Below are 26,511 nucleotides of genomic sequence, written 5' to 3'. Positions count from 1 at the left end.
ACGCTCCTCGGCCTGCGACTACTGCGGCAATCGCGCGGCGGCGATCGCCTCGTGGACCATCCGGACCAGTTCCTCGTCGGCGTCGCGCCGACCGAACTCGGCCGCCGCCTTGCCCATGTCGTGCAGCCTGCGCGCGTCGGTGAGCACCGGCAGCACAAAGGAGCGGATCCAGTCCGGCGTCAGGTCGGCGTCGTCGACCAGCAGGCCGCCACCGGCCTTGACCACGGGCTGCGCGTTCAGCCGTTGCTCGCCGTTGCCGATCGGCAGCGGTACGTAGGCCGCGGGCAGGCCGACCGCGGCCAGCTCGGCGCAGGTCATCGCGCCCGCCCGGCACAGCACCATGTCGGCCGCCGCGTAGGCCAGGTCCATCCGGTCGAGGTAGGGCACCACGACGTAGGCCGGGCCGCCGGGCGGCGAGCTGATCTTGAGTTCGTTGTTGGGCCCGGCCGCGTGCAGCACCTGGACGCCCTCGGCGAGCAGTTGCTGGGCGGTGGCGGCGAGCGTCTCGTTCAGCCGTCGGGCGCCCTGCGAACCGCCGAACACCAGCAGCGTGGGCCGCATCGGGTCCAGGCCGAACATCGCGCGGGCCTCGTCGCGCAGCGCGTTGCGGTCCAGCGTGGCGATCGCCCGGCGCAGCGGGATGCCGATGTAGCGGGCCCCGCGCAGTTTGCTGTCCGGCGTGCTCACCGCGACGAATCGGGTGTAGCGGGCGCCGATCTTGTTGGCCAGGCCCGGCCGGGCGTTGGCCTCGTGCACCACCGTGGGCACCCCTTGGCGCTTGGCCGCGAGGTAGCCCGGCAGCGCGACGTAGCCGCCGAAGCCGACCAGGCAGGACGCGTTGGTCCGTTCCAGGACCGCCGCGGCCTCGCGGATGGTGCCGCGCAGGCGACCGGGAACGGTCATCAGCTCGGGCGTGGGCTTGCGCGGCAACGGCACGGCCGGGATCAACGCGAGTTCGTAGCCGCGAGCGGGAACGAGCTTGGTCTCCAGGCCCTTGGCCGTGCCGAGCGCCGTGATACCCACATTGGGGTTCTGGCGGCGCAGCGCGTCCGCCAATGCCAGAGCGGGCTCGATGTGCCCGGCGGTTCCTCCGCCGGCAAGGACGACATGCACCTGATTCACCCATCCCTGCGCGGCAGGATCCGCGCGAACGCTCGACGAACCGCCCCGGGCCCGCGTGCGGCGAGCGCCGCCTCGGCCTTTGGCTCACCTCGGGCGAAGGACAACAGCATGCCCACGGCGAACATGGTCGGAAGCAGGGCGGAACCTCCGTAGGACACCAATGGCAACGGCACTCCGGCGATCGGCAGCAGGCCGAGCACCGCCCCGACGTTGATCATGACCTGGGCCATGATCCACGCGGTCGCGCCACCCGCGGCGAGCCGTACGAACTGGTCTTTCGTGCGACTCGCGACGCGGATACCTGCATAGCCTAGGGCCGCGAAGAGGGTGAGTACGGACAGCGTCCCCACCAGACCCAATTCCTCGCCGATGACGGCGAAGATGAAGTCTGTATGCGCCTCGGGCAAAGTGCCCCATTTGCCGTAGCTTGTCCCGATTCCACTGCCGAACCAACCGCCCGTGGCGAGCGAATAGATGCCCTGGGCGGCCTGCAGCGTGCTGCCGTTGGGGTCGGAGAACGGGTCCAGGAATCCCGCGAAGCGGGCGGCCCGGTGCGGCTTGAGCACGATCAGCACGGTGGCCAGCACGGACACCACGGCGATCGCCATGGCGAACAACCGGCCGGGCGCGCCGGCGATCCACAACAGCGCGAGCACCAGCACGGTGATGATCATCGCGGTGCCCATGTCACCACCGAGCAGCACCAGGAACAGGATCACCATGGCCCCGGGCAGCAGCGGGACGAACATGTGCCGCCACCGGCCGAGCAGCCGGCGCTTGCGGGTGAGCACGTCGGCCCCCCACAACACCAGGCCCAGCTTGGCGAACTCGGAGGGCTGGATCTGGAACGAGCCGAAGCCGATCCAGTTCCGGTTGCCGTTCACCTCGATGCCCAGACCGGGCACCAGGACCAGGCACAGCGCGCCGACGCAGCCGATCAGGAACGGATAGGCCAACCGGCGATACCAGCGCAGCGGCAGACGTGACGCGATCCACATCAACGGGAAGCCCATCGCGACCGCGATCAACTGCTTGGTGAAGATCGCGTCGAAGGAGCCGTAGATCGTCCGGGAGGTGATCTGCGACGCGGAGAGCACCATCACCAGACCCAGCACGGTCAGCAGCAGGCCCGAGCCGAGCAGCAGGTAGTAGGCGGTGAGCGGGCTGTCCAGGGCCCGGCGCACCTCGCGGCGCGCCGATCCGGGCGCGCGCGCCGGGTCGGCGCGCGGTTTGGGCAACCGCGAACCGCCCCGCGGCCGCCGCTTGTCGGCGGTGGGCGTGGGGCGTGCCTCGCGAGTCTGCGGACCGGCGGCCATCGCTCGCCCGGTCAGCCGGCCGCTGGGTCGAGTCCGCGAACCGCGTCGGCGAAGGCGTCGCCGCGCTTTCCGTAGTTGGCGTACATGTCCATCGACGCGCACGCGGGCGCGAGCAGCACGGTGTCCCCGGGCCGCGCCAGCGCCGCCGCCTCACCCACCACCAGTTCCATGGCCCCAGTGTCGGTCGCGGCGACCTCGACCACGGGGACATCGGGGGCGTGTCGCGCGAGCGCGTCCTTGATCACCGCACGGTCGGCGCCCATCAGCACCACCGCGCGCAGCCGGTTCTTCGCGCCGGAGACCAGGTCGTCGAACGAGGCGCCCTTGGCCAGGCCGCCCGCGATCCACACGATGTCCCGGTAGGCGGCCAGTGAGGCCGCCGCGGCATGGCCGTTGGTGGCCTTGGAGTCGTCCACGTAGTCGACACCGGCCACCGTCGCCACGTGCGCGATCCGGTGCGCGTCCGGCCGGAACGCGCGCAGCCCGTCGCGCACCGCCACCGGCGGCACGCCGTAGGCGCGGGCCAGCGCGGCGGCGGCCAGCGCGTTCGCCACGTTGTGCGGCGCGGGCGGGTTCACATCGCCCACGGTGGCCAACTCGGCGGCCGTGCTGTGCCGATCGGCCACGAACGCCCGGTCGGCGAGCAGATCCTCGACCACCCCGAAGTTGGACAGGCTCGGCGGGCCGAGCCCGAAGCCGACCGCGCGGCAGCCCTCCTCGACCTCGGCCTCGTGCACGAGCTGCTCGGTCTGCGGGTCGGCCAGGTTGTACACGCAGGCGATCTGGCAACCGCCGTAGATTCGGCCCTTGTCCGCCGCGTACGCCTCCGGCGAGCCGTGCCAGTCCAGGTGGTCCGGCGCGATGTTGAGCACCGCCGCGGCCAGCATCCGCGGCGCGCCGGCGTCGTCCTTGGGGCTTTCCTCCCAGGTCGGCAGCCAGTGCAGTTGGAAGCTGGACAACTCCAACGCGAGTACGTCGTAGGCGGGTTCGCCGTCCCCGTCGCGGGCGAGCACCGCGTCCACCACGGGCGTGCCCACGTTGCCGGCCGCCGCGACCCGTTTGCCGGACGCCTCCAGGATCGAGGCGAGCATGCGCACGGTCGTGGTCTTGCCGTTGGTGCCGGTGATCGCCAGCCACGGCGCGGGGTTCTCCCGCGGCCGCAGCCGCCAGGCCAGTTCGACATCCCCCCACACCGGCACACTCGCCGCGCGCGCGGCGGCGAACAGCGGCTTGGTGGGCCGCAGTCCGGGCGAGGCGATCAGTACGTCCACCCGTTCCGGCAGGCTCTCGTCGTCGCCCAGGCGCACCTCGACGCCCACCGCGCGCAGTTCCTCGGCGCGCCGCCGGGCGTTGTCGTCGTCGACGCCGTCGATCGCCACGACGCGCGCGCCCAGGCCGTGCAGCGCCCGGGCCGCGGAGGCACCGGTGACCCCGGTGCCCGCGACACAGAACGACAACTCGGCCCACGGCGCACCGTGATGGGTGAAGGTGCTCAGGTCTGTCTTACTCACGTCTCTTTAAGTTCCCGTAACCCAGCCCGCGTAGAAGATGCCGATCCCGAGAATGGCGCACAGGCCGGCGATGATCCAGAACCGAACCACGATGAGTACTTCGGTCCACCCCTTGAGTTCGAAATGGTGCTGGAGTGGCGCCATTTTGAACACCCGTTTGCCGGTCATCTTGAAGTAGCCCACCTGGATGATCACCGACAGCGAGATAATCAGGAACAGGCCGCCGATGAGCGCGGACAACAGCTCGGTGCGGGTCAGGATGGCCAGCCCGGCGAGCGCGCCGCCGAGTGCGAGCGAACCGGTGTCGCCCATGAAGATCTTGGCCGGTGACGTGTTCCACCACAGGAAGCCGAAACACGAACCCATCATCGCCGCGGACACGATCGCCAGGTCCAGCGGATCGCGCACGTCGTAACAGCCCACGCCGGGCGCGTTCAGGCAGGACTGGCCGTACTGCCAGACCCCGATGAAGGTGTACGCGCCGAACACGATCACCGAGGCCCCGGTCGCCAGACCGTCCAGACCGTCGGTGAGGTTGACGCCGTTGGAGTGCCCGGCGATCAGGATGTAGGCCCAGATCACGAAGAACACCGGCGTCAGGTCGAGCGCGGTGTCCTGCACGAAGGACAGGTGTGTGGACGCCGGGGTGAACCCGCGCGCGTCCTTGAACTGGATCGCCAGGAGCGCGAACGAGATGCCCACGAAGGACTGTCCGGCCAGCTTGGCCTTGGCCCGCAGACCCAGACTGCGCTGCTTGACGATCTTGATGAAGTCGTCGACGAAGCCGACCAGGCCCAGGCCCGCCATCAGATACAGCACCAGCAGCGCGGACGCGCTGGGTGTCTCCAGGGTGATCGCCTTGGCGCCGCCGTAACCCGCCAGCGCCGCCAGGATGATCACCGCGCCGCCCATGGTGGGCGTACCCCGCTTGCTGTGGTGTCCGGCCGGACCGTCGTCCCGGATGAGCTGGCCGTAGCCACGCTTGACCAGGATCCGGATCGCGAGCGGCGTACCGATCAGCGACAACACCAGGGCGATGCCGCCGGCGATGAGGATGGCCCTCACCCGTGCACCTCCGCGTTGCTCACGTCGTCCCCGGCGGCGTCCGCCAACAGCGCGGCCGCGAGCCGTTCCAGGGCCACCCCTCGGGACGCCTTCACCAGTACGACGTCGCCCGGGGCCAGTTCGCCCCGGAGTAGTTCGACGGCCGCCTCTACGTCGGGCACCAGCACCGACTCCTCACCCCACGAACCCTCGTTCTTCGCGCCCATGTCGATCCAGGCGGCCTCCCTGCCGCCCACGGCCACCAGCCGGTGGATGTTCAGGCGTACCGCGAGTCGCCCGATCGCATCGTGCTCGGTCAGCGACTCCTCGCCCAGCTCACGCATCTCGCCCAGCACGGCGAACGTACGATTGCCGCCCGCCATCGCGACGAGCGCCTTGAGCGCGGCTCGCATCGACTCGGGGTTGGCGTTGTACGCGTCGTTCACGACGGTCACCCCGTCGTCCCTGCGGGTCACTTCCATCCGCCAGCGGGAGATCGTACCGGCAGCGCCGAGGGCCGCCGCGATGTCCTCGACGGTCATGCCCACTTCGCGTGCCACCGCGGCACACGCGAGAGCGTTCGCCACGTGGTGCTCACCGTACAGGCGCAAGATCACCGGCGCACTGCCCTCCGGCACGCACAGCGTGAAGGAGGCTCGGCCCTGCTCGTCGAGTGTCACGTTCTCGGCCCGTACGTCCGCCTTCGCGCTCTCGCCGAAGGTGACCACGCGGGCCTTGGTGCGCTGCGCCATCGCCCGCACGAGCGGGTCGTCCTGGTTGAGCACCGCCACGCCGTCGGCGGGCAGCGCCTCGACGAGTTCGCCCTTGGCCCGGGCGATGCCCTCGCGACCGCCGAACTCGCCCATGTGCGCGGAGCCGACGTTGAGCACCAGGCCGATCCGCGGCGGGGTGATCTCGCACAGGTAGGCGATGTCGCCGATGTGGCGTGCGCCCATCTCGGCGACCAGGTATCGGGTTTCCTCGGTCACGCCGAGGACGGTCAGCGGCAGGCCGATCTCGGTGTTGAAGTTGCCGCTCGGGGCGATCGTGGGACCCATGCGGGCGAGCACCTGGCCGATCAGGTCCTTGGTGCTCGTCTTGCCGGAGGACCCGGTCAACGCGATCACCGTGGTGTTCGGCAGTCGGCCGGTGATCACCCGGGCGAGCACGCCCAGACCGCGGACCACGTCGTCCACGACGATCGCCGGGACATCGAGGTCGTGGTCGGCCAGGACCGCGACGGCACCGGCCTCGATCGCGGCGCGCCCGTAGTCGTGCCCGTCGACGTGTTCGCCGCGCACGGCCGCGAACAGCGAGCCGGGGCCGACCTTGCGGGAGTCCACGACCACCTCGGCGGTGATGCGGGCGTTCGGGTCCGCGTCGCCCGCGAGCCGCCCTCCGAGAGCTTTCGCGATCTCGGCAAGAGTGGTGGAAATCACTGGTTCGTCTCCTCGGCACGCGAGGTGCCGGTCGCCGGGACGCCTGGGTTCGGGGTCTCGGACGTCGGGGTGTGCGTTGATGGTGCGGGAGCCACGATCCTCGCATCGTCGGACTGCTTCGGGGACGCGGGGCCGCCGTGCATGGTTCTGGCCGCCGCGCGACGCAGCTCGACGCGGTCGTCGAAGGGGTGTTTGACCCCGTTCGCGAACTCCTGGCCCTGCTCGTGTCCCTTGCCCGCGACCACGACCGTGTCGCCCGGGCCGGCCTGCTCCACCGCGAGCCCGATCGCCGCGACCCGATCCGGCTCGACCAGCACGCTGCCGTGCGGGTCGGCGAGGCCCGGGATGCCGGTGAGCATCTCGGCCAGGATCGCCGACGGATCCTCCGAGCGCGGGTTGTCGCTGGTGAGCACGACCCGGTCGGCGAACCGGGCGGCGGCGGCGGCCATCAGCGGGCGCTTGGCCCGATCCCGGTCGCCGCCCGCGCCGAGCACGATGGTCAGCGTGCCGGCGGTCACCGGGCGCAGCGCGCCCAGCAGCGTCTCCACCGCGTCCGGGGTGTGCGCGAAGTCGACCAGGGCCAGGAACGACTGCCCCGCGTCCACCCGCTCCATCCGCCCGGGCACGCCCGGGGTGCGGCCCACGCCCTCGACCGCGTCCGCGAGCGATACGCCGCCCGCGGTCAGCGCGACGATCGCCAGCAGCGCGTTGGAGACGTTGAACGTGCCGGCCAGCCGCACGCTCGCCTCGGCCTTCTGCCCGTCCGGGCCCACCACGGTGAAGCGGCTGCCGTCCGGGCCCGGGTCGATGTCCTCGGCCCGCCAGTCGGCTTCCGGGGCGCCCGCCGCGGACACGGTCAGCACCGGCACGCTCGCCGTCTTCGCGAGCCGACGCCCGTAGGCGTCGTCCACGTCGATCACGCCGATCCGCGAGCGGCGCGGGGTGAACAGCTCGGCCTTGGTCTCGAAGTACTCCTCCATGGACGCGTGGAAGTCCAGGTGGTCCTGGGACAGGTTGGTGAACAGCGCGACGTCGTAGACGGTGCCGTCCACCCGGCCCAGCGCCAGCGCGTGGCTGGAGACCTCCATGACCGCGGCGGTGACGCCGTTCTCCCGCATCGACGCGAGCAGCGCCTGCACGTCGGTGGCCTCGGGGGTGGTGCGCACGCTGGGCACCACCTCCTCGCCGATCCGGGTCTCGACCGTGCCGATCACCCCGGTCGTGCCGCCGCCGGCGCGCAGTCCGCCGTCGAGCAGGTAGGCGGTGGTGGTCTTGCCGTTGGTGCCGGTGACGCCGAACAACACCAGGTCCTGCGCGGGCCGCCCGTAGACCCAGGCGGCGATCTCACCCAGTCGGCCGCGCGGATCGGCGACCACCAGGGTCGGCAGGCCGCTGTCGGCGGCCAGTTCGGCGCCCGCGGGGTCGGTCAGCAGGGCCACCGCCCCTGCCGCGGCGGCCTGTCCGGCGAACGCGGCACCGTGGAAGTTCTCGCCGGGAAGCCCGGCGTACAGATCCCCCGGGCGCACGGCCCGCGAGTCGTGGGTGACACCCGTCAGCGTCGTCTCCGGGTCGCTCGGGGCGCCGGTGAGGGGGACGGAGACGAACCCGGCCAGGCCGGTCAGCGGTTGGGGGCGCACCTCGGCTGGGCGGCGCAGATCACGGTTGGGCACGGCGGGCAGGCTACCGCGCTTTGGGCCGTCGACTCGTCCTCGGTGGTGCCGCGACCGGCGACGGGGAAGCCGTCGCGAACGGGCGCGGCACCCTCACCACTCGATCGGCAGGTCCAGCGGCGCGCTGCCGCTCGGGGCGATCCGGCGGCTCTGCAGGGCGAACGTCATCACCTGTTGGAACACCGGTGCGCACAGGCTGCCGCCGCCGCCGTCGATGCCCGGCGCCTGGAGCGTGACGGACACCACGACCTGCGGGTTGTCCGCCGGGGCGAAGCCGATGAAGGACGTCGTGTAGCCGTTGTAGCGGCCGGTCTTGGGGTCGACCCGGTTCGCGGTGCCGGTCTTGCCCGCGACCCGGTAGCCGGGGATCCGGCCGTTCTTGCCGGTGCCGCCGTCGTCGGCGACCACCGTCTCCAGCATGTCGCTCACCTGGCGGGCGGTCTCCGGGCTGACCACCACGTTCGACTTGGGTGCCTCGGCGGGCTTGAACTTCCCGTCCGGGCCGGTGCTGCCCTTGACCAGGCTCGGTTCGATCCGCACGCCGCCGTTGGCGATGGTCTGGAACACCGAGGTGGCCTGGACCGAGTTGACCGACAGACCTTGGCCGAACGGGATCGTGTACTGCTGGCTGCCGTTCCACTTCTGCGGCTGGGCCAGGATGCCGGGGGTCTCGCCCGGGAACTTCAGCCCGGAGGGCTGTCCGACGCCGAACCGGGTCAGGTAGTCGTGCAGCTTGGCGTTGGCCTCGGCCCGGTTGGGCGAGAGTTGTTCCGAGGCCAGGATCGTGCCGATGTTGCTGGACTTGGCCAGCACGCCGGCCAGGGTGAGCTGCTGGGTGGGGTGGTCGTGCTCGTCCTTGAACAGTTGGTCGGCGCGCGCGAGTCGGTTCGGCACGGTCACGTGCGTGCCGGGGGTGGCCCGGCCCTCCTGGATGACCGCGGCCATGGTCATCACCTTGCCGGTGCTGCCCGGCTCGTAGGCTTCCTCGACGGCCCGGTTGCCGAGGTTGTGCACGTCGCCGGGGCCGATGTGGTTGGGGTCGTAGCCGGGCGCGGTGGCCATCGCCAGGATCTGTCCGGTGCGCACGTCCTGGACCACGACCGTGCCGGATTCGGACTTGGTCTCGGTCACCTTGGCGCCGATCAACTGCTCGGCGTACCACTGGAGGTCGCGCGAGACGGTCAGTTGTACGTCGGCGCCGGGCACCGCCTCGCGGCCGGTGAGGTCGGAGGTGGGCACCCGACGGCCGTAGACCATCTCCTGGGTGGTCCGGCCGTCCTTGCCCGCCAGTCGGCCGTCCAGGGTCATCTCCAGGCCGCCGCCGCCGTGGCCGGTGGCGTTGACGAAGCCGACCAGGTTCGCGCCGACCGGTCCGGCCGGGTAGACCCGCTTGCTGTGCTTGGTCGAGTAGATGCCGACCAGGTCGTTGCGGCGTACCTTGCCCAGGTCCTTCTGCACCTGGCGGATGTGGTTCCACACCGCGGGCTCGACCTGTGCGGCGAGCACCACGTAGCGCGACTTGGGGGTGCGCAACTTCTCCTCGATGGCGACCGGGTCGCCGTTCACGAGCGGGGCCAGCGCCAGCGCGGTGGCGTGCGGGTCGTACTTCTGCACCTGGGCCGGGTCGGCGGTGACGTCGTACGCGTCCACCGACTTGGCCAGGCTGACCCCGAAGGCGTCGGTGAGCGAGCCGCGTTCGGCCGGGACGTTGACCGTCTGGGTGCGCTTGGCGGCGGCCTGTGCGGCATAGGCGGGCGCGTCCAGGGCCTGCAACTGGAGCAGTCGGCCGGCGAACAGGGTCAGCACCACGCCGAGCGCGATCAGCCCGATCCGCAGCCGCTTGCGCGGGTCGCCCATCCGCACGGCGGGCCGAGGCCGGCCGGCCGGATGCGCGTCGCGGGTGCGACCGGGCCGGGCCGCCCCCGGGCGCGGTCGGGCCGGGCGCACCGGGCGAGCGCCGGCGTGGTCGGCCCGAGCGGCGTCCCGAGCGCCGCGCGCACCCTCACCGCCGGTCGGGCGCGGACGCCGCACGCGTTCCGGCCGGCCGGGCGCCTCGACCCCGCGCGCGTCCGGCCGAGGGCGCGGCCGCGGGCCGGGACGCGCCCCCGCGCCACCCTCGACCGGTGCCTCGCTCGACCTCGGCCGGGGTCGCCGCGCGGCCGAACGTTCCTCGCGAGACCGCGCGGCGCCCTCACCCGCCCGCCGCCCGGCCCCGGCCGCACCCGCGCCGGATCCACCGTCGCCCGCGCCCGAGCGACTCGACCGGTCACCGTCCGCCGCTCCGCCGCGCGGGCGCACCGACCGCCCACCGGCCGCCGCGGCACCGTCCCGGCCACGCGCTCCCGAGCCCGAGCCCGCGTCCCCGGGCCGGGCCGAACGCCCACCCGAGCCCGCGTCCCCGGCCCGCAACCGCGACCAGAGCCCACCCGAGGCACCGGCGCCGGGCCGCGGTCGACCGGGCCGCCCACCGGAGGCCGATTCGCCGCCCCCCGGGCGCGCCGACCGCCCACCGGAGGCCGCGTCACCCGCACGTGGTCGGCCCTCCCGCCCACCCGAGGCACCCGACCGTGCCGAACCCTCGCCACCCGCCCCGACCTCACCCGAGCGCGGCCGAGCCGGCCGCCCGCCCGCCTCCGTCGCATCGCCGCCACGCGGCCGAGCCGGTCGCGCGCCGGCCCCGGCATCCCGGGCGCCCGAACGGCCCGCCCGAGGCGCGTCGGAGTCGGCGGCCCGACCACCGCGGCGCGCCGACGACGCGTCCTCGCCACCGGGCCGACGCGAACCCGAACGCGGGGCCCGGGAACCGGACTCGCCTGGCTCCCCGACACCTTCGCGGGGCCCACCCACACCGGCACCGCCCCGCCCCCCGGCACCCGCCCGAGGCCGACCCGCCCCGGACTCGCCCCGCCCGTCGTCGCCCGTGCGCGGGCGCGCGCCACGCGGCACGGGCGGGTCGGCACGCGGGCGTCGCCCGTCCGGCGCACCCGAGCCGTCGGCCGGGCGCGGCCGGGCGGCCGGCCGGGGCCGGCGGTCCGAGGACGCGGCCGGGTCGGCGCCACGCTCCGGGCGGGCCCGGCCGGCCGAACGCGGCTCGTCGGGATCACGCGGATCACGGGGGTCACGGCGTCCGTCGGTCAACGCGAGGTCCCTTCACCTGAATTGGGCCGCACGCCACTCACGGCGACTCATACGTACAACGAGCGAACGAGCGGGCGGCGCCGTTCCCGGCCGCACCACGTCGCCCGATCCCGCCACCGGGCGACCGGCCGACCGGCGACGGCACCCGAACCCGAGCAACCGACGACACCACGCACACCGGACGGGAGATCATCCGACCACCCCGCCCACCGAACACACCACACCCGCGCCCGCGCCCGAGGCCCACCCACCGGCGGCCCCACCCGGACCCGGCCACCCGAAAACGCGCACCCCCCGGCGGTTCGACGCCGCCGCAGCACCGCCGACCGCGGCCCGCACCTCGTCCGACATGGTCGAGGAAAGCCGGAAGGACAAGGCCGCGCGCCCGGCACCGAGCCGGCCCGTCGAGCCGGGTGGGCCGGTCGCCGGGGTGGGCGAACCGGGGTGCGGCGAACACCGTCAACGGGTCGCTTCCGGCGTCGTGGAGCCGGCCGAGGCGACCGGCGCCTCGGCGGCCGGCGCAGCCGACGCGGTGGCCTCGGGCGTGCCGGAGGCACCGGCCGAGGTCGGCCCGGCCGACACGGGTGCCCCCGGCCCGCCACCGGCCGCCGGCGGCGGTGCGGGCGACGTGGGGGCCGCCGGCGACACCGGGGCAACCGGTGTTTCGGGCACCAGCGGCGGCTTGGACGTGGCCGGCTTCGGGACGCCGAGCACTCGTCCGGTCGCCGGATCGATGAACACCGGGCTGCCGCCCGGGACCAGGCCCAGTTCCTGGGCGCGTCGCGCGAGGTCGCCCGGTGCGGCCTTGGCGTCCAGCTCCCGCTGGAGCGCCTCCCGGTCGTCGGTGAGCTGGTCCTGGCGCTTTTGCAACCGGCCCAACTCGAACGAGCCCTGGTTGAGCGCGGTGTTGAGCAGCAGCAGGGACAGCAGGCCACCACCGAGCAGGCCGACCACGAGCACCACGAACGGGGTGCGCGTCGAACCCTTGGCCTGGTGTGCGGCCAGCCGGATCCGGGTCATCGTCCTTGCCGCGCCGCTCATCCCCGGCTCCCCCGTCCGCCGCCCCGATTCACAGGTCTTCCCGCACCCGTTCCGCCGCTCGCAGCCGCACCGAGGCCGCGCGCGGGTTGTCCGCGTTCTCCCGCTCGCTCGCCTTCTCCGAGCCGCGGGTGAGCAACTCCAGCCGGGGCTGCAGGTCCTCCGGGACCACCGGCAGGTCCGGCGGCGCCTTGCTGGTGGCGCCGGCCGCGAGCACCCGCTTGGTCATCCGGTCCTCCAGCGAGTGGTAGGACATCACCACGATCCGCCCGTGCAGCGCCAGCGCCCGCACCGCCGCGGGCAACGCGCGCTCCAGGACCGCGAGTTCGCCGTTGACCTCGATGCGCAGCGCCTGGAACGTGCGCTTGGACGGGTTGCCGCCGGTGCGCCGCGTGGCGGCCGGGATCGCGGTGCGCACGATGTCGACCAGCCGCGCGCTGTTGGTGAACGGCTCCTTCTCCCGCTCGCGCACGATCGCGTCGGCGACCCGGCGGGCGAACCGCTCCTCGCCGAAGTCGCGCAGGATCCGGGCCAGATCGCCGGCGGTGTAGCTGTTGAGGATGTCGGCCGCGGTGATGCCCACGGTCGGGTCCATCCGCATGTCCAGCGGCGCGTCCTGCGCGTAGGCGAAGCCGCGATCGGCCCGGTCCAGTTGCAGCGAGGAGACCCCGAGGTCGAACAGGATACCGTCGATCCGCTCGATGCCCAGTCGGTCGAGCACCTGCGGCAGTTCGTCGTAGACCGCGTGCACCAGCGTGGCCCGTTCGCCGAAGCCCGCCAGCCGGGCGCCGGAGCGCTCCAGCGCCTCGGGGTCGCGGTCCAGGCCGATCAGCCGTGCCTGGGGGAAGGCCGTCAGCAGGGCTTCGCTGTGCCCGCCCATCCCCAGCGTCGCGTCCACCACGACCGCTCCGGGCGCGCGCAGCGCGGGGGCGAGCAGTTCGACGCACCGTTCCAGCAGGACCGGAATGTGGGCGGGCGCCGTCACGGCCCCTCCACCATCGTCGCGTTCACTCCGGGCCCTTCGTCGTGCGGAAACCCGCAGTCTAGAGGCTGGGTCGCGAGGTGCCGGGAGAACATGCCGCCAGGTCCCCGCCCGCTCGTCTGGGGAAGTGACCTCTGGCACCGGGGAAGGAGTGCCAGAAAGCTCGGAGCGGGTGGAGACCTCGCCGCAGGTGCGCCGCGGTCGAGATCGCGTTCGGGAGGGGTGCGGGAGAGGGCGCGGCACCGGGCGTCGCCGCCTCGGTCACAGCAGGCCGGGCAGCACCTCCTCGGACAGCTCGGCGAAGGACTGCTCCTGCTCCGCGAGGTAGTCGTGCCAGGTCTTCGCCGCCCACAGCTCGACCCGGGTGTTGGTCCCGATCACCACGCAGTCGCGGCTGTCCCGGTCGAGCCCGGCGTAGTCCCGCAGCGGTTGCGGCACCAGCACCCGCCCCTGCTTGTCCGGCACCGCGTCGGAGGCACCCGCGTAGAAGACGCGCGTGTAGTCCCGGGCGGCCTTGGAGGTCACCGGGGCGCGGCCCAATTGTTCGGCGATCCGGGTGAACTCCGCGATGGGCCACACATAGAGGCAGCGTTCCTGCCCCTTTGTGATCACAAGGCCCTCCGCCAGCTCGTCCCGGAACCGGGCCGGCAGGATCAGCCGGCCTTTTTCGTCCAACCGGGGCTCGTACGTGCCCAGGAACACCGAGCACCTCCGGCCGCCACGTGGAGCTTTTCAGCTCCATTTCCCGCCACTCTACTCCACCAAACCCCACGGTCAACCCTTTTCGGGCGCGTCACTCTGTTCCCATCCGGGATAAAAGCCCAGGTCAGAAGGGGTACGTCGGGAGAACCACCCGATTGCGCGCCCCCCGCACGCCACTCCCCCACATCGGGCGCGGGTTTCCACCTCCGCAGCATTGGGCTCCCGGTACGAACCTCCCATTTCGGGATTGGCACTCATAGACCCGAAATGGTGACGAGACCCTCGACGCGCGGGCAGTGTGACTCCCCCCACGAGGCGAAAGACGGCCGGGATCGGTACGGTCCTGACCATGGTCGATCGTCTTGTCGCTGCCAACCGCCACTATGCGGAGAAGTACCGCGATCCCGGCATGTCCGCGATGCCGGTCCGACACACCGCAGTCGTCACCTGCATGGACGCCCGCCTGGACGTGCACGCGATGCTCGGACTCGAACTCGGTGACACGCACGTGATCCGCAACGCGGGCGGCGTGGTCACCGACGACGTGGTGCGTTCGCTGACCATCAGTCAGCGACACCTGGGCACCACACAGGTCGTGCTGATCCACCACACCCGGTGCGGCATGCTCACCGTGACCGAGGACTTCCGCCGCGAACTGGAGGCCGACACCGGTCTGCGCCCGCAGTGGGCGGTCGAGGCGTTCGTCGATCTCGACGGCGACGTGCGCCAGTCGATGAACCGGGTGCGCAGGTCACCGTTCCTGCTGCACAACAACACGGTGCGCGGGTTCGTATACGACGTCACCACCGGCCTGTTGCGCGAGGTTTTCCCCCTCCCGGACGTGCAACCGGAAGACGCTCCCGAACAGTCCTAGGGTCCGTCGCCCCGATCCTGCCGACCCGAATTCCGGCTCGGCGCGGCACTATCGAGGAGACCGTCCCGTCTCGGCCGAGCCATTTTCTGCCGACCGGATCGTCCCTGCGGCGCGTCGACTACCCTCCGGAGTCGCATCGTGCGTCGTCCGGGCCGGCCAACGGGGTGACGGCAGCGCACGCGACCGGGAGAATCGGCCTGTGGCCCTACCCAGGGCGTGCACAACGCGGTTCCAGGGAGGGGCACGGGTGTCGACGTTCAACGATCAGGCCGGTCTGGGGGATCTGACGGTCACCACCGATCGGATCCGCGGGGCCATGGAGACCGTGATCGAGGGCAAGCCCGAGGTCGTCCGCCTCGCCTTGACCGTATTGCTGGCCGAGGGCCACCTGCTCGTCGAGGACGTTCCGGGAGTCGGCAAGACGATGCTCGCGAAGGCCCTCGCGCGCTCGGTCGATTGCGAGATGCGCCGGGTCCAGTTCACCCCGGACCTGCTTCCCTCCGACATCACCGGAGTCAGCGTCTTCGACCAGGAGAAGCGCGAGTTCGAGTTCAAGCCCGGCGCGATCTTCGCGAACATCGTGGTCGGCGACGAGATCAACCGGGCCTCGCCCAAGACCCAGTCCGCGCTCTTGGAGTGCATGGCCGAGCGTCAGGTCACCGTCGACGGCACCACCTACGAACTGCAGGCGCCGTTCATGGTGATCGCGACGCAGAACCCGGTGGAGATGGAGGGAACGTATCCTCTCCCCGAGGCACAACGGGACCGGTTCATGGCCCGGGTCTCGATGGGCTACCCCGCGGCGGACGCCGAACTGCGGATGATCGGCGGCCACAGCGCCGGCTCGCCGCTGACCGACCTGAGCCCGGTGGCCGACGCCGAGGACCTGGTCCGACTCGCGGACACGGTGCGCCGGGTGCACGTGTCCCCGGCCGTCGCGCGCTACGCGGTCGACCTGGTCGACGCCACCCGCCGCTCCCCCGAACTGCGCCTGGGCGCCTCGCCGCGGGCGACCCTGCACCTGGTCCGCGCCTCCCGCGCGGCGGCAGCGCTGGACAACCGCGACTACGTGCTCCCGGACGACCTGCAGGCGCTGGCCGTCGCGGTGCTCGCACACCGGCTGCTGCCGACCGCCGACGCGCAGATGGCCCGGCGCACCCCCGAGCAGATCGTCGCCGACATCGTCCGCCAGGTCCCGGTCCCCGGCTCGCCGAACGGGCAGCTCCCGCCGGCCCAGGGTCGGATCGGCGCCCCGCAGACCGTACAGGTCCCGCCCGCGCCGCCCGCGCACCTGCCCTACCCCGGTGGCGTCCCGCAGCACAACGGCGGCCGGCCGTACCCGACACAGGCACCCACCGCGCACCAGGGCTACGCGCCGGTGCCGTCCGACGGTCGCCTCGGCGGCACGGGCTCCGGGGCGGCGCGCTGACGTGCGTACCGCCCTGTCCGGCCTGACGACGCGGGGGCGGTCCTTCCTCGCGGCGGGGGTCGCCGCGAGCATCTGCGCGGTGATCCTGGGCCAACGCGACCTGTTGCGGGTCGGTTTCCTGCTCACCGCGCTGCCTCTGGTGTCGGTACTGATCGTCGCCCGCACCCGGCACCTGGTCACCAGCGCCCGGGCGCTGGAACCGCCCCGGGTGGCGGCCGGTCACGAGTCACAGGTACGGCTGCGCGTGGACAACGTCTCGCGCATCCCCACCGGCCTGCTGATGCTGGAGGACCACGTGCCCTACGTGCTCGGCTCGCGACCGCGGTTCGTGCTCGACCGGATCGAGCCGCACGGCAGTCGGCACGTGTCCTACCGGGTCCGCTCCGACCTGCGCGGGCGCTTCCCGGTCGGGCCGCTGCGGTTGCGGATGGCCGACCCGTTCGGGATGTGCGAACTGACCCGATCCTTCGCCGCGCGGGACACCCTGGTGGTCACCCCGGCGGTACAACCGCTGCCCGCGGTGGACCTGGGCGGCGAGTGGACCGGCTACGGCGACAGCCACGCCCGCAACGTGTCCGCGTCCGGCGAGGAGGACGTGGTCCCGCGCGAGTACCGGCACGGCGACGACGTGCGCCGGGTGCACTGGCGCTCCACCGCCCGCCGCGGCGAACTCATGGTGCGCCGCGAGGAACAGGCGTGGCAGAACCGGGCCACCGTGATGATCGACACGCGCGCGGGCGCGCACGTGGGCGAGGGACCGGCCTCGTCCTTCGAATGGGTCGTCTCGGCCGCCGCCTCGGTGGGCGTGCACCTGTGCCGTCGCGGCTACACCACCCGGCTGCTCGACGCCGAGGGCGACGCCCTGGCCGGGGACCTGGAGGGGATCCGGGCCGCGCCCGGCGACCTGGAGGGCTTCCTGCTGGACGCGCTGGCCGTGGTGGAGACCGTGCCGGTGGCCGCACTCGACCAGGCCGAGCCCGCACTGCGTGATCCCAACGGCGGCGGGCTGACCGTGGCCGTGCTCGGCGCGCTGACCGAGGACGACGTCAAGCGGCTCGGTCGGGCCCGGCACCGCTCCGGCCGCGGCGTCGCGGTCGTCCTGGACGTGAGCACGTGGGGCCGGGTACCCGGCGCGTTGCCGCACGACAGCGCGGTGGCCCTGCTGCGCCAGGCCGGCTGGCGGGTGTTGTCCGCCCGGGCCGGTTCGCGGTTGTCCGAGCTGTGGCGCTCGGCCGGTCGAGTGGGCGACCCCGCCGCGGCCGGTTCGATGTCCTTCGCCGGCACCTCGCGGGCGAGTGCTCCCATCGCGCCCGCGAGCGCCGGCAACCCCTCGCCCCCGCCGCGCCCGCGCGCGGCGCCCACGGTCGGGGGCGGCACCGTCGATGGAGGGGGAAGGTCATGACCGGTCGGCTGCGCCTGGCCCTGGTCGCGGGACTCGCGACCGCGCTGACGTCGTCCTCGCTGCTCCCGCTGGTCGACGCGGGCGGCTGGATCGCCCAGGGTCTGGGCGCGATCCTCCTGGTCGCCCTGGTCGGCGAGGGAGCCCGACGCATCCGGGTGCCCCGCCCGATCGTGGGGTTGACCCAACTCGCCGCGCTGGTGCCCTATCTGCTGCTCGTCTGCGTGCCCGACGCCAGCGGCCCGATCCCCACCCCGAGCAGCATCGACGCGTTCGTGCAACTGCTGCGCGTGGGCGGGCAGGACATCCGCGAGTTCACCACGCCCGCGCCGGCCTCGCCCGGGATCATCGCGATCCTGCTGCTGGTGATGGGCGGCATGGCCGTACTCGTGGACCTGATCGCGGTCACCTACGCCCAGGCGGCCCCCGCGGGCCTGCCGTTGCTGGCCCTCTACAGCGTGCCGGCCGCGCTGTCCCGGTCCGGACTGGGCTGGGCGATCTTCCTGATCGCGGCGCTGGCCTACGTGCTGCTGCTGCTCGCGGAGGGCCGGGAACGGTTGTTGCGCTGGGGTCGCCCACTGACCCCGCCGACCCCGCCCGGCTATCCGCCGCCGCGCCAGTACCGCCCACCCGCGCGCGGCGGCGGCCGGATCGGCCTGACCGCGCTCGCGGTGGCGGTGGCCGTCCCGGCACTGATCCCGCTCAGCGCCAACCGGCTGATCGACAAGACCGACAACGGACCGCAGTCGCACCGCTTGACCACGATCAACCCCGTGGTCAAGCTCTCCGACGAACTGAACCGCGCGGACAACGTCGAGCTGATGCGCTACCGCACCAACGCGGCCACCCCCGGCTCGATCTACCTGCGGATCTCCTCCCTGGACCGATTCGACGGCCGCACCTGGCAGCCCTCGGAACGGCAACTGACCGACGTGCCGAAGGACTTCCCCAAGCCCGCGGGACTGGACCCGGCAGTGCGCACCGCCGAGGTGACCACCCGGATCGAGGCCAACGACGGGTATCGGCAGGGCTCGTTGCCGATGCCCTACCCGGCGTCGCAGGTCCAGGTGAAGGGCAGTTGGCGGTTCGAGCCCGAGGGTCGGCTGCTGCTCGGCGACAACAAGCAGGACACCCGGGGGCTGGGCTGGACGGTGACCAGCCTGGACGTCGAGCCGACCCCGGCCCAGCTCAAGGCCGCCGGGCCGCCGCCGCCCTCCCTCGCGCCGTACGTGTCGTTGCCGCTGCCGGCCGACATGGTGAACCGGATCCGTCAGCAGGCGCTCAAGATCGGCGGGAACGGCACCTCCTACGACCGGGCCCGCAACCTGGAGGAGTGGTTCGCCCGCTCCAACCAGTTCCGCTACGACACCAAGGTCCCGCAGGGCAACGGCGCCTCCGCGCTGGAGAACTTCCTGGAGCAGAAGGTCGGCTACTGCGAACAGTTCTCCTCGGCGATGGCGGTGATGGCCCGCACGCTGGGCATCCCGGCCCGGGTCGCGGTCGGCTTCATCCCCGGCACCCTGCAGACCGATCTGACCTACAAGGTCAGCAGCCACGACGCGCACGCGTGGCCGGAGCTGTACTTCGCCGGAGCGGGCTGGATCCGGTTCGAGCCGACCCCCTCACGGGGCAACTCGCCCTCCTACGCCCAGCAGGACGTCGCGCCGGTCGCGCCGTCCGCGCCGCCGGGCAGCGCGGGCGAACTGCCCACGAAGCAGCCGCAGAGCTCGCAGAGCGCGACGCCGTCGGCGTCCGCGAGCACCGCGCCGGTCACCGCCGGCGGTTCCTCGGACGGGCCCTGGTTCTCCGGCCGGGCGCTGTTGATCGGCTCGGCGATCCTGTTGGTCGTACTGCTCGCGGCGGCGCCGATGTTGGCCCGGGGCCGGGTCAGGGGGCGTCGACTCGCCGCGCTGACCCGAAACGTGGCGGCGGACGGGGCGGACACCGAACCCGGTGATCGTGCCGGGCCGGTGCTCGGCGGCTGGGCCGAGGTGTTGGACACCGCCCGCGACCTGGGCCATCCGGCACCGGACGGGGAGACGCCGCGGCAGGCGGCGCAGCGGTTGTTGCTCGTGCTCGCCGAGCGATCCGCGGCGGCGGACGACGCCGCGAACCCCGAGTCCGCCGCGCTGCTCGCGGCCCGCGAGGCGCTGCCGCGCGTCGCGCTGGCCACCGAGCGGTTGTTGTACGCGCAGACCCCGCCGACCCGGGAGGCCGGGCTGGGCGAGGACGTACGGGCGATCCGCAAGGGCCTGCTCGCGCGGGCCGGGCGCGGCGCGCGACTGCGCGCCACGCTGCTCCCGTCGTCGCTGCGCCGCCGGGGTCGACCGAGCCTGGCCGAGCGCCGGTACACGTTCGTCGAGCGGTTCCGACCGCGCCGTCGCCGCGGCGACGGCCCCGGGCCCACCGTGAAGCCGGCCGACGTCGGCTGAGTACGGCGGGGCCGGGGTGCAGCGGCCGCCCGAAACCTACGAAAAACGCCGCCGGCGGTGACTCCCGAGGATCTCGGGAATCACCGCCGGCGGCGTTTGCTGTGTGCCCAGCGAATCACCCGGGTGGGTCGATGGGTCTCGACCCCGGGTCCGCCCGTCGGCCGGGCGGCGGCGGGGTCTCCCCCGCCGCGTCGTCCGGATCACCCGAAGGGTCAGCCGCCGTTTTCCTCGCGCCGACGGCGCCAGCGGTCCTCGATGCGGTTCATCACCTTGGCCTTGCGCCGGCGCGGTGCGCGCCCGGGAGCGCCGCCGCCTTCGCCCGCGTTGGCCGTCGCGGGTCCCCGGCGCCAGCCGGTGACCGCGAGGAGCGCCCCACCGAGCATCGCCAGAAAGCCGATGACGCTCACCCAGATCTGTTGGACCATCATGCCGGTCATCAACAGGACGATGCCGAGCAGGAATCCGAGGATTGCCTGGACGGTGCGTCGCCGGGTGTGCCGGCGCATGCCGGCTGCTTCGAGCGCTGTCGCGAATTTGGGATCTTCGGCGTAGAGCGCTCGCTCCATCTGCTCAAGCATGCGCTGCTCGTGCTCTGAGAGCGGCACGGCGTCCTCCTTCGTCGGCCGCGACGCGACCTTGCGGCCCTTTCAGGATAGGCAGGTAATCGCTGTCGTGAAAGCCACCCTCGGCACGGGCTCGAAGCCTGCTCCAAGATGATGGGTCACCACATCGATCCCCGCCCCTGTCGACACTCCTGCCCTGTCCGGCGCACGCTCATGTCCCCCGGTCAGGGCTTCGATGATATGCGGCCGGAGCGGGTTCGCGCTGAGGGGCGGGGCCACGTGGGTCACAGCCGCGTACCGGTCGTGATCCGCGGGGTCGGACTCAGCGCCCGGAACGCCCGTGCGAGCCGGGTCCGGGGGTGAGCAGCGTGGCCGAGGTCAGCGCCGCGTCGCCGAACCGGCCGCGCACCGCGTCGGCCGCGCGCTCCGCCTCGCGCCGGCCCAGGACCCGTTCGCCGAGCGCCAGTTGGCGCGGGTAGGCGCCGCCGACCAGGCCCTCCACCCGGATGCCCACCAGCCGCAGTCGAGCCCGTTCCAGGCCCAGTGCGCCGTGCAGCAGGCAGGCCACGCCGTAGATCTCGTGGCCCACGTCGGTGGCCTCGCGCAGGGTCCTGGACCGGGTGATGGTGCTGAAGTCGGCGAATCGGATCTTGATCGTGACGGTCCGCCCGGCCGCCTTCGCCCGGCGCAGTCGGGTCGCGGTGCGGTGGGCGAGGTCGAGCAGGGTGCGGCGGATCACGTCCGGGTCGTCCACATCGGTGGGAAAAGTCTCCTCCGCGCCGATACTGCGTTCGGGTTCCCACGGGATCACCGGACGCCGGTCCCGGCCCCACGCGAGTTCGTGCAGTCCGCGACCCGCGGCCGGGCCGAGCGCGCGGCTCAGGGTCTCGACCGAGGTGTGCGCGACATCACCGATGGTGGTCAGGCCCAGATCGGTCAGCAGCGCGCCGGTGCGTTCGCCGACGCCCCACAGCCGGTCCACCGGGAGCGGGTGCAGGAAGTCCACCACCTCCTCGGGACGGATCACGCTCAGTCCGTCCGGCTTGGCCAGTGCGCCGGCCAGCTTGGCGGTGAACTTGTTGTCGGCGATGCCGACCGAACAGGTGATGCCCTGCTCGTCGAGGATCCGGGCGCGGATGTTCTCGCCGATCGCCGCCGGCGGGCCGAGTCGGCGGGTGACCCCGGCCAGGTCCAGGAACGCCTCGTCCAGGGACAGCGGCTCCACCCGCGGGGTGATCGAGCGGAGCACCTCCATCACGCCGCCGGAGACCAGCCCGTAGTCGTCGTGGTCCGGTGACAGGAACACCGCGTGCGGGGCGAGCCGGCGAGCCCGGGAGGTGGCCTGGCCGGCGTGTACGCCCAGCGCGCGCACGTCGTAGGTGGCGGAGAGCACCACCCCGCGCGGGCCCTGGCCGGCCACCACCAGCGGGGTGTCGCGCAGTTCGGGGTTGCGGCGGATCTCGACGGACGCGTAGAAGGCGTCCATGTCCACGTGCATGATCGCCGGCGGGGCGGATCGGGCGGTGCTCATCCGGCACCGCCCGTACCGAGGATGCGATCGGGATGCGGGTCAGCCCGCCGGCTTGCTCGCCAACAGGTGCAGTTGGGTGGCCAGGGCGCGGTACTCCGGCTGTTCGGCCGCGGCGCGTTCCAGGTCCAGGAGTGCGTCGAACGAGGCCGGGTCGTCGACCAGGACGCCCGGGACCAGGTCGGCGAAGACCCGGATCGCGTGCACGGGGCCGGCCTCCAGGCCGGTTTTGGCGACCAGTTCGGTGAGGTCGGCGACGGTGAACCGGCGCGGCAGCGGATCGGCCGGGCCGTATCGGCCCTCGGGGTCGGCGAGCAGGTCGCGGGCCTGGTCGAAGTGTCCGGCCAGGGCGCGGGCCAGGACCGCGCCGGTGCGGTTGGCCGCGAGCAGGCTGAGCGTGCCGCCGGCGCGCAGGGCGCGGACGATGTGCGCGAGGTCGGCCGCGGGGTCGTCGACCACCTCCAGCACGCCGTGGCACAACACCACGTCGGCGGCGTCCGGTTCGACCACGTCGAACAGGCCGTGCGTGTCGCCCTGGTAGGCCCGGACCAGGTCGGTGACGCCGGCCTCGGCGGCCCGGCGTTCGAACGCGGCGAGCGCGTCCGGGCTGGGGTCGACGACGGTGACCCGGTGGCCGAGTCGGGCGATCGGCACGGCGAGGTTGCCGGTGCCGCCGCCGGCGTCGAGCACGTCCAGGACGCCGCGCCCGGCCGCCTCGACCCGTCGGTCCAACGCCTCGCGCAGCACCTGCCACACGACGGCCGTACGCATCGAGCTGCGCCTGCGCGTCTGGTCGGACACGGACACCCTCCTCCGGAACTGGTCGGGTTCCACCTTAGGGCGTTGTGGACGATCATCCCGCGCTCCCGGGGCTGGCGTGCCAGAGCTTGCGCGGGGGTTGCTTGCCGGGGCCGCCGGCCGGGCGCAGGTCGGCGTACGGGGAGACCTTGAAGCCGCTCGCGTGCACCAGGACCCGGCGGGCGGCGGGGGCGGGGGCGGTGGGGGTCGACGCGGCCATCAGTTCGTGTACGGCCGGGAGGCCGCCGGTGCTCCAGGCGTCGTACAGGGCTCCCAGCTCCCAGCAGCCGGTGGCCCGCAGCGACACGCCGCGCGGGCCGGTGCGCCGCAACACGCCGCGCACGACGAGCAGCCAGGAGTGGAACAGGGTGGCCGCGTACGGGTCCTGGGCGTCCTCGAAGAAGGTGGTGTCCACCGGTCCGGTGGCGTCGTCCAGGGTCAGGAAGATCACCCGGCGGCCGGTGCGGATCGGCGGGGTCTGGGTGGCCACCTTGACGCCGGCCACGAGCAGTTCGGCGCGGTTGCGCCGGTTCAGCAGGTCGCGGGCGCGGGTGATGCCCAGGTCGGCCAGGAACGGCGCGTAGAAGTCGAGCACGTGTCGGTCGGCGTCCAGACCGAGGATGTCGAGTTCGGCGCGGACCCGCTCGACGGCGGTGAACTCGGGCAGCCCGGTGGCCGGCGGCGTGTCGGGGGCCAGTCCGAGATCGAGCTCGGCGCCGCCCCGATGCCGCCCGGCGCGGCCGAGCCGGTTCAGGTCGGCGAGGTGCAGCAGCAGGTCGCGGCGGGTGCTGGGGGCCGGGTGCACGGTGTCGAACGCGCCGACGGTGATCAGCCGTTCGGTGGTCGGGCGGGACGCGCCGGCGCGGGCCCTGAAGTCGACCAGGGACGTGTACGGGCGGTGCGCCAGCACGTGGGCGACCTCGTCGGCGCCGATGCCCTTGATCTCGGCGAGCGGGATCCGCAGACCGGGCGTGCCGTCGGCGGCGGGCTCGACCCGGTAGACGTCGTCCGAGCGGTTGACGTCGACGCCCAGGATCGGCACGCCGAATTGGCGGGCGTCGTCCAGGATCAGCCGTTTGGGGTACATCCCCGGGTCGTGGGTGAGCACGCCGGCCAGGAACGCGGCGGTGTGGTGCGCCTTGAGCCACGCGGACTGGTAGGTGGGCACCGCGAACGCGGCGGCGTGCGCCTTGCAGAAGCCGAACGACGCGAACGCCTCCAGCACCTCCCAGATCTTGTCGATCACGGGAGTGCGGTAGCCGCGGGCCGCGGCTCGCTCGTACAGCCAGTCGCGGACGATCGGTTTCCGCTCGTGGCTGCCCAGCGCGCGCCGGGCCGCGTCGCCGCGGGCGAGATCGCATCCGGTGGCGATGTGGATGATCCGGATCACCTGTTCGTGGAAGACCACCACGCCGCAGGTCTCGGCGAGCGCGTCCCGGAAGTCCTCGTGGATGTAGTACGGCTCGGCCCAGCCCTGGCGGGCCGCCAGGAACGGGGTGACCATGTCGCTCTTGACCGGGCCGGGTCGGAACAGCGAGATGTCCACGATGATGTCCTCGAACGTCTCCGGGGCGAACTTGCCGATCAGCTCGCGCTGACCGGGCGATTCGATCTGGAAACAGCCCAGGGTGCGCTTGGAGCGGATCAGCTCGAAGGTCGCGGGGTCGTCGTACGCGATCGTGTCCAGGTCGGGGGCGGTGCCCTCGACGCGTTCGATCTCGGCCACCGCGTGTGCCATCGCGGACTGCATGCGTACGCCGAGCACGTCGAGTTTGAGCAGCCCGAGGTGTTCGACGTCCTCCTTGTCGAACTGGCTCATCGGGAAGCCCTGCGCGGAGGTCTCGACGGGGGTGCGGTCCAGCAGGGTGGGGTTGGACAGCAGTACGCCGCACGGGTGCAGGGCGAGGTGTCGGGGCAGTCCGTCCAGGCGGGCGGCGAGGGCGAACAGGCCGTCCAGGCCGCCGTCCCGGGCGATTCGGCTGCCGCGCAGCTCGGGCAGGTCGCGGCGAGCCGCGGCGAGGTCGCGGGCGCGGATGTGCGGGAACGCCTTGGCCAGTTCGTCGATCTCGCCGGCGGCCAGGCCGAGCGCGGCGCCGACGTCGCGGATGGCGTGGCGGGCGCGGTAGGTCTCGGCCATCGACACGCACGCGCAGCGCTCGGGGCCGAAGACCTCCATGATCCGCCGGTAGACGTCGGTGCGGCGGGCGGATTCGACGTCGACGTCGATGTCGGGCAGCGCGGCGCGTCGGTCCGAGACGAATCGCTCCATCAGCAGGCCGTGCCGCAGCGGGTCCACCCCGGAGATGCCGAGCAGGTGGTTGACCAGGCTGCCCGCGCCGGAGCCGCGGGCCGCGCAGCGCACACCCATCTCCCGGATCAGGTCGACCACGCCGGCCACGGTCAGGAAGTAGGACGGCAGGCCGAGTCGGCCGATCAGCGCGAGTTCGTCGTCCAGGCGGGTGCGCGCCTCGGTGGTGGGGGCGATGCCGCGCAGGCCCAGGCCCGCCTCGCAGCGGGCGCGCAGTTCGGCGGCGGCCCGGCTCGCGGGCACGCCGAGCACCTCCGGTTCGGGGTAGAACACGCTGCCGATGCCGAGGTCCTCGGCCGGGTCCAGGACCAGGTCGTCGGCGAGGGCGCGGGTGGCGTCGAGCAGTGCGGCGGCGGTGCCGCGGCCGGCCAGGCAGGTGATCTCGGCGGCGACGGCGACCATGTCGAGGGTGGGCTTGAGGTATTCCTCGGAGCCGGTGCGGCTCAGGTGGTGTCGGCCGAGCGGGACCAGTCGGCGGGCCGCGTCGAGCACGTCGGCGACCACGGCGTCCTCGCGGTCGGCGTAGCGCACCGCGTTGGTGAGCACGGCGGGCACCCGGTGGGCGTCGGCCAGGAGTGCCATCCGGGCCGCGTGGGCGGCCGAGCGGGCCCGGCCGAGCGGCGCCAGATGGCACACCAGTTCGATGAAGAGGGCGTCCTCGGCCAGCGCGGTCCGGGCCCGGGCGAGCAGCCGCTCGGCGCGCGCGGGCCGGTCGGCGGCGACCGCCCGGCCGATCTCCGAGTCGGGTCCGACCAGTACCACCACGGCGCCGTCGGTGGCGGCGAGCGCGTCCCACGTGGTCACCGGGTCGGCCCGGTCGCGCCGATGCGCGTCGCTGATCAACCGGCACAGCGCGCCCCAACCGGCCTTGCCCCGGGCCAGCACGGTGACCCGGGGGTGCCCGGCGTCGGTGAACGCGCCGCCGCGCGCCGGGGTGCGCCGACGCCGGCCCGGCTCGGCGGCGGCCGGTTCGATCGGCAGCACCGCCAGCTCGGCGCCCAGGATCGGCCGGATGCCCGCCGCGACGCACCCGCGCGCGAACGCGACGGCACCGTAGACCCCGTCCCGATCGGTCAGTGCGAGCGTGTCCAGGCCGTGTTCGACCGCACGCTCGATCAGCGTGCGCGGATGCGCGACGCCGTAGCGCATCGAATGCCCGGACGCGACGTGCAGGTGCGCGAACGGGCGGTTCGGTCGGCTGGGTCGGTTCATCCGGTG

The 26,511-nt window shown here is 73.1% G+C and carries 18 protein-coding genes; 4 read left to right on the top strand and 14 right to left on the bottom strand.

All coding sequences use genetic code 11. The features are described 5' to 3' along the window. Positions 1-18: 18 nt before the first annotated feature. The 10 genes from murG to mraZ all read right to left on the bottom strand — a co-directional run bounded on the left by murG (position 19) and on the right by mraZ (position 13,962). Positions 19-1,113 carry an undecaprenyldiphospho-muramoylpentapeptide beta-N-acetylglucosaminyltransferase gene (murG, locus tag ABZ374_RS02035; RefSeq protein WP_360305467.1) on the bottom strand — a complete coding sequence of 365 codons (1,095 nt, stop codon included), beginning with the start codon at positions 1,111-1,113 and terminating at the stop codon, positions 19-21. Between the two features lie 5 nt (positions 1,114-1,118). Next, entirely contained in the window at positions 1,119-2,438 is a 1,320-nt protein-coding gene (gene ftsW / locus ABZ374_RS02030) for a putative lipid II flippase FtsW (protein ID WP_360305062.1), read from the bottom strand. A gap of 11 nt (positions 2,439-2,449) precedes the next feature. After that, positions 2,450-3,895, bottom strand: a complete 1,446-nt coding sequence (gene murD / locus ABZ374_RS02025) for a UDP-N-acetylmuramoyl-L-alanine--D-glutamate ligase (RefSeq protein WP_360305465.1) — start codon at positions 3,893-3,895, stop codon at positions 2,450-2,452. A gap of 60 nt (positions 3,896-3,955) precedes the next feature. Beyond that, the gene (gene mraY / locus ABZ374_RS02020) at positions 3,956-5,014 is read right to left on the bottom strand and encodes a phospho-N-acetylmuramoyl-pentapeptide-transferase (protein WP_355537423.1); all 1,059 of its coding nucleotides are present in this window, start codon (positions 5,012-5,014) and stop codon (positions 3,956-3,958) included. Continuing rightward, positions 5,011-6,432, bottom strand: coding sequence for a UDP-N-acetylmuramoyl-tripeptide--D-alanyl-D-alanine ligase (murF, locus tag ABZ374_RS02015; RefSeq protein WP_360305060.1), 1,422 nt, complete (start codon positions 6,430-6,432; stop codon positions 5,011-5,013). Before murF ends, mraY begins: the two co-directional genes overlap by 4 nt. Next, the gene (locus tag ABZ374_RS02010; protein ID WP_360305058.1) at positions 6,429-8,102 is read right to left on the bottom strand and encodes a UDP-N-acetylmuramoyl-L-alanyl-D-glutamate--2,6-diaminopimelate ligase; all 1,674 of its coding nucleotides are present in this window, start codon (positions 8,100-8,102) and stop codon (positions 6,429-6,431) included. Before ABZ374_RS02010 ends, murF begins: the two co-directional genes overlap by 4 nt. A 93-nt stretch (positions 8,103-8,195) precedes the next feature. Further along, on the bottom strand, positions 8,196-9,959 hold the full coding sequence (locus tag ABZ374_RS02005; protein ID WP_360305056.1) for a penicillin-binding protein 2: 1,764 nt from the start codon (positions 9,957-9,959) through the stop codon (positions 8,196-8,198). A 1,740-nt stretch (positions 9,960-11,699) separates the two neighbouring features. After that, a complete protein-coding gene (locus ABZ374_RS02000; RefSeq protein WP_360305054.1) occupies positions 11,700-12,281 on the bottom strand; it encodes a hypothetical protein in 582 nt (193 codons plus the stop codon). Positions 12,282-12,309: 28 nt separating this feature from the next. Then, positions 12,310-13,263, bottom strand: a complete 954-nt coding sequence (gene rsmH, locus ABZ374_RS01995) for a 16S rRNA (cytosine(1402)-N(4))-methyltransferase RsmH (protein WP_360305052.1) — start codon at positions 13,261-13,263, stop codon at positions 12,310-12,312. A 258-nt stretch (positions 13,264-13,521) separates the two neighbouring features. Continuing rightward, entirely contained in the window at positions 13,522-13,962 is a 441-nt protein-coding gene (mraZ, locus tag ABZ374_RS01990; protein WP_360305050.1) for a division/cell wall cluster transcriptional repressor MraZ, read from the bottom strand. A 349-nt stretch (positions 13,963-14,311) separates the two neighbouring features. Here mraZ and ABZ374_RS01985 point away from each other — a divergent pair, with 349 nt between their 5' ends. The 4 genes from ABZ374_RS01985 (at position 14,312) to ABZ374_RS01970 (ending at position 20,096) form a co-directional block, all read left to right on the top strand. Then, positions 14,312-14,836 (top strand): carbonic anhydrase, encoded by a 525-nt coding sequence (locus ABZ374_RS01985; protein ID WP_360305048.1) that lies wholly within the window; start codon positions 14,312-14,314, stop codon positions 14,834-14,836. A gap of 247 nt (positions 14,837-15,083) precedes the next feature. Next, positions 15,084-16,265 (top strand): AAA family ATPase, encoded by a 1,182-nt coding sequence (locus tag ABZ374_RS01980; RefSeq protein ID WP_360305046.1) that lies wholly within the window; start codon positions 15,084-15,086, stop codon positions 16,263-16,265. Between the two features lies 1 nt (position 16,266). Continuing rightward, positions 16,267-17,667, top strand: a complete 1,401-nt coding sequence (locus tag ABZ374_RS01975) for a DUF58 domain-containing protein (RefSeq protein WP_360305044.1) — start codon at positions 16,267-16,269, stop codon at positions 17,665-17,667. Next, the gene (locus ABZ374_RS01970) at positions 17,664-20,096 is read left to right on the top strand and encodes a transglutaminaseTgpA domain-containing protein (protein WP_360305042.1); all 2,433 of its coding nucleotides are present in this window, start codon (positions 17,664-17,666) and stop codon (positions 20,094-20,096) included. Before ABZ374_RS01975 ends, ABZ374_RS01970 begins: the two co-directional genes overlap by 4 nt. Before the next feature lie 212 nt (positions 20,097-20,308). Here the strand turns inward: ABZ374_RS01970 and ABZ374_RS01965 are convergent, their stop codons facing one another. The 4 genes from ABZ374_RS01965 to dnaE all read right to left on the bottom strand — a co-directional run bounded on the left by ABZ374_RS01965 (position 20,309) and on the right by dnaE (position 26,505). Beyond that, positions 20,309-20,701 (bottom strand): DUF3040 domain-containing protein, encoded by a 393-nt coding sequence (locus tag ABZ374_RS01965; protein WP_026218737.1) that lies wholly within the window; start codon positions 20,699-20,701, stop codon positions 20,309-20,311. A gap of 280 nt (positions 20,702-20,981) precedes the next feature. Beyond that, positions 20,982-22,190, bottom strand: coding sequence for a DNA polymerase IV (gene dinB / locus ABZ374_RS01960; RefSeq protein WP_360305040.1), 1,209 nt, complete (start codon positions 22,188-22,190; stop codon positions 20,982-20,984). A gap of 39 nt (positions 22,191-22,229) precedes the next feature. Further along, entirely contained in the window at positions 22,230-22,988 is a 759-nt protein-coding gene (locus tag ABZ374_RS01955; protein ID WP_360305038.1) for a methyltransferase domain-containing protein, read from the bottom strand. Between the two features lie 52 nt (positions 22,989-23,040). Then, the gene (gene dnaE / locus ABZ374_RS01950) at positions 23,041-26,505 is read right to left on the bottom strand and encodes a DNA polymerase III subunit alpha (protein WP_360305036.1); all 3,465 of its coding nucleotides are present in this window, start codon (positions 26,503-26,505) and stop codon (positions 23,041-23,043) included. Positions 26,506-26,511 lie beyond the last annotated feature (6 nt).

The sequence above is a fragment of the Embleya sp. NPDC005971 genome, from assembly GCF_040629175.1.
Lineage (GTDB): Bacteria > Actinomycetota > Actinomycetes > Streptomycetales > Streptomycetaceae > Embleya.
Note: the sequence above shows the minus strand (reverse complement) of the source record. Positions and strands in the feature narration are given on the sequence as shown.

Excerpts from the sequence above, each read along its gene's own strand:
- ABZ374_RS02000 (WP_360305054.1), bottom strand. The coding sequence starts at position 12,281 with ATGAGCGGCGCGGCAAGGACGATGACCCGGATCCGGCTGGCCGCACAC.
- dnaE (WP_360305036.1), bottom strand. The coding sequence starts at position 26,505 with ATGAACCGACCCAGCCGACCGAACCGCCCGTTCGCGCACCTGCACGTC.
- ABZ374_RS02005 (WP_360305056.1), bottom strand. The coding sequence starts at position 9,959 with ATGGGCGACCCGCGCAAGCGGCTGCGGATCGGGCTGATCGCGCTCGGC.
- ABZ374_RS01985 (WP_360305048.1), top strand. The coding sequence starts at position 14,312 with ATGGTCGATCGTCTTGTCGCTGCCAACCGCCACTATGCGGAGAAGTAC.
- ftsW (WP_360305062.1), bottom strand. The coding sequence starts at position 2,438 with ATGGCCGCCGGTCCGCAGACTCGCGAGGCACGCCCCACGCCCACCGCC.
- dinB (WP_360305040.1), bottom strand. The coding sequence starts at position 22,190 with ATGAGCACCGCCCGATCCGCCCCGCCGGCGATCATGCACGTGGACATG.
- ABZ374_RS01970 (WP_360305042.1), top strand. The coding sequence starts at position 17,664 with ATGACCGGTCGGCTGCGCCTGGCCCTGGTCGCGGGACTCGCGACCGCG.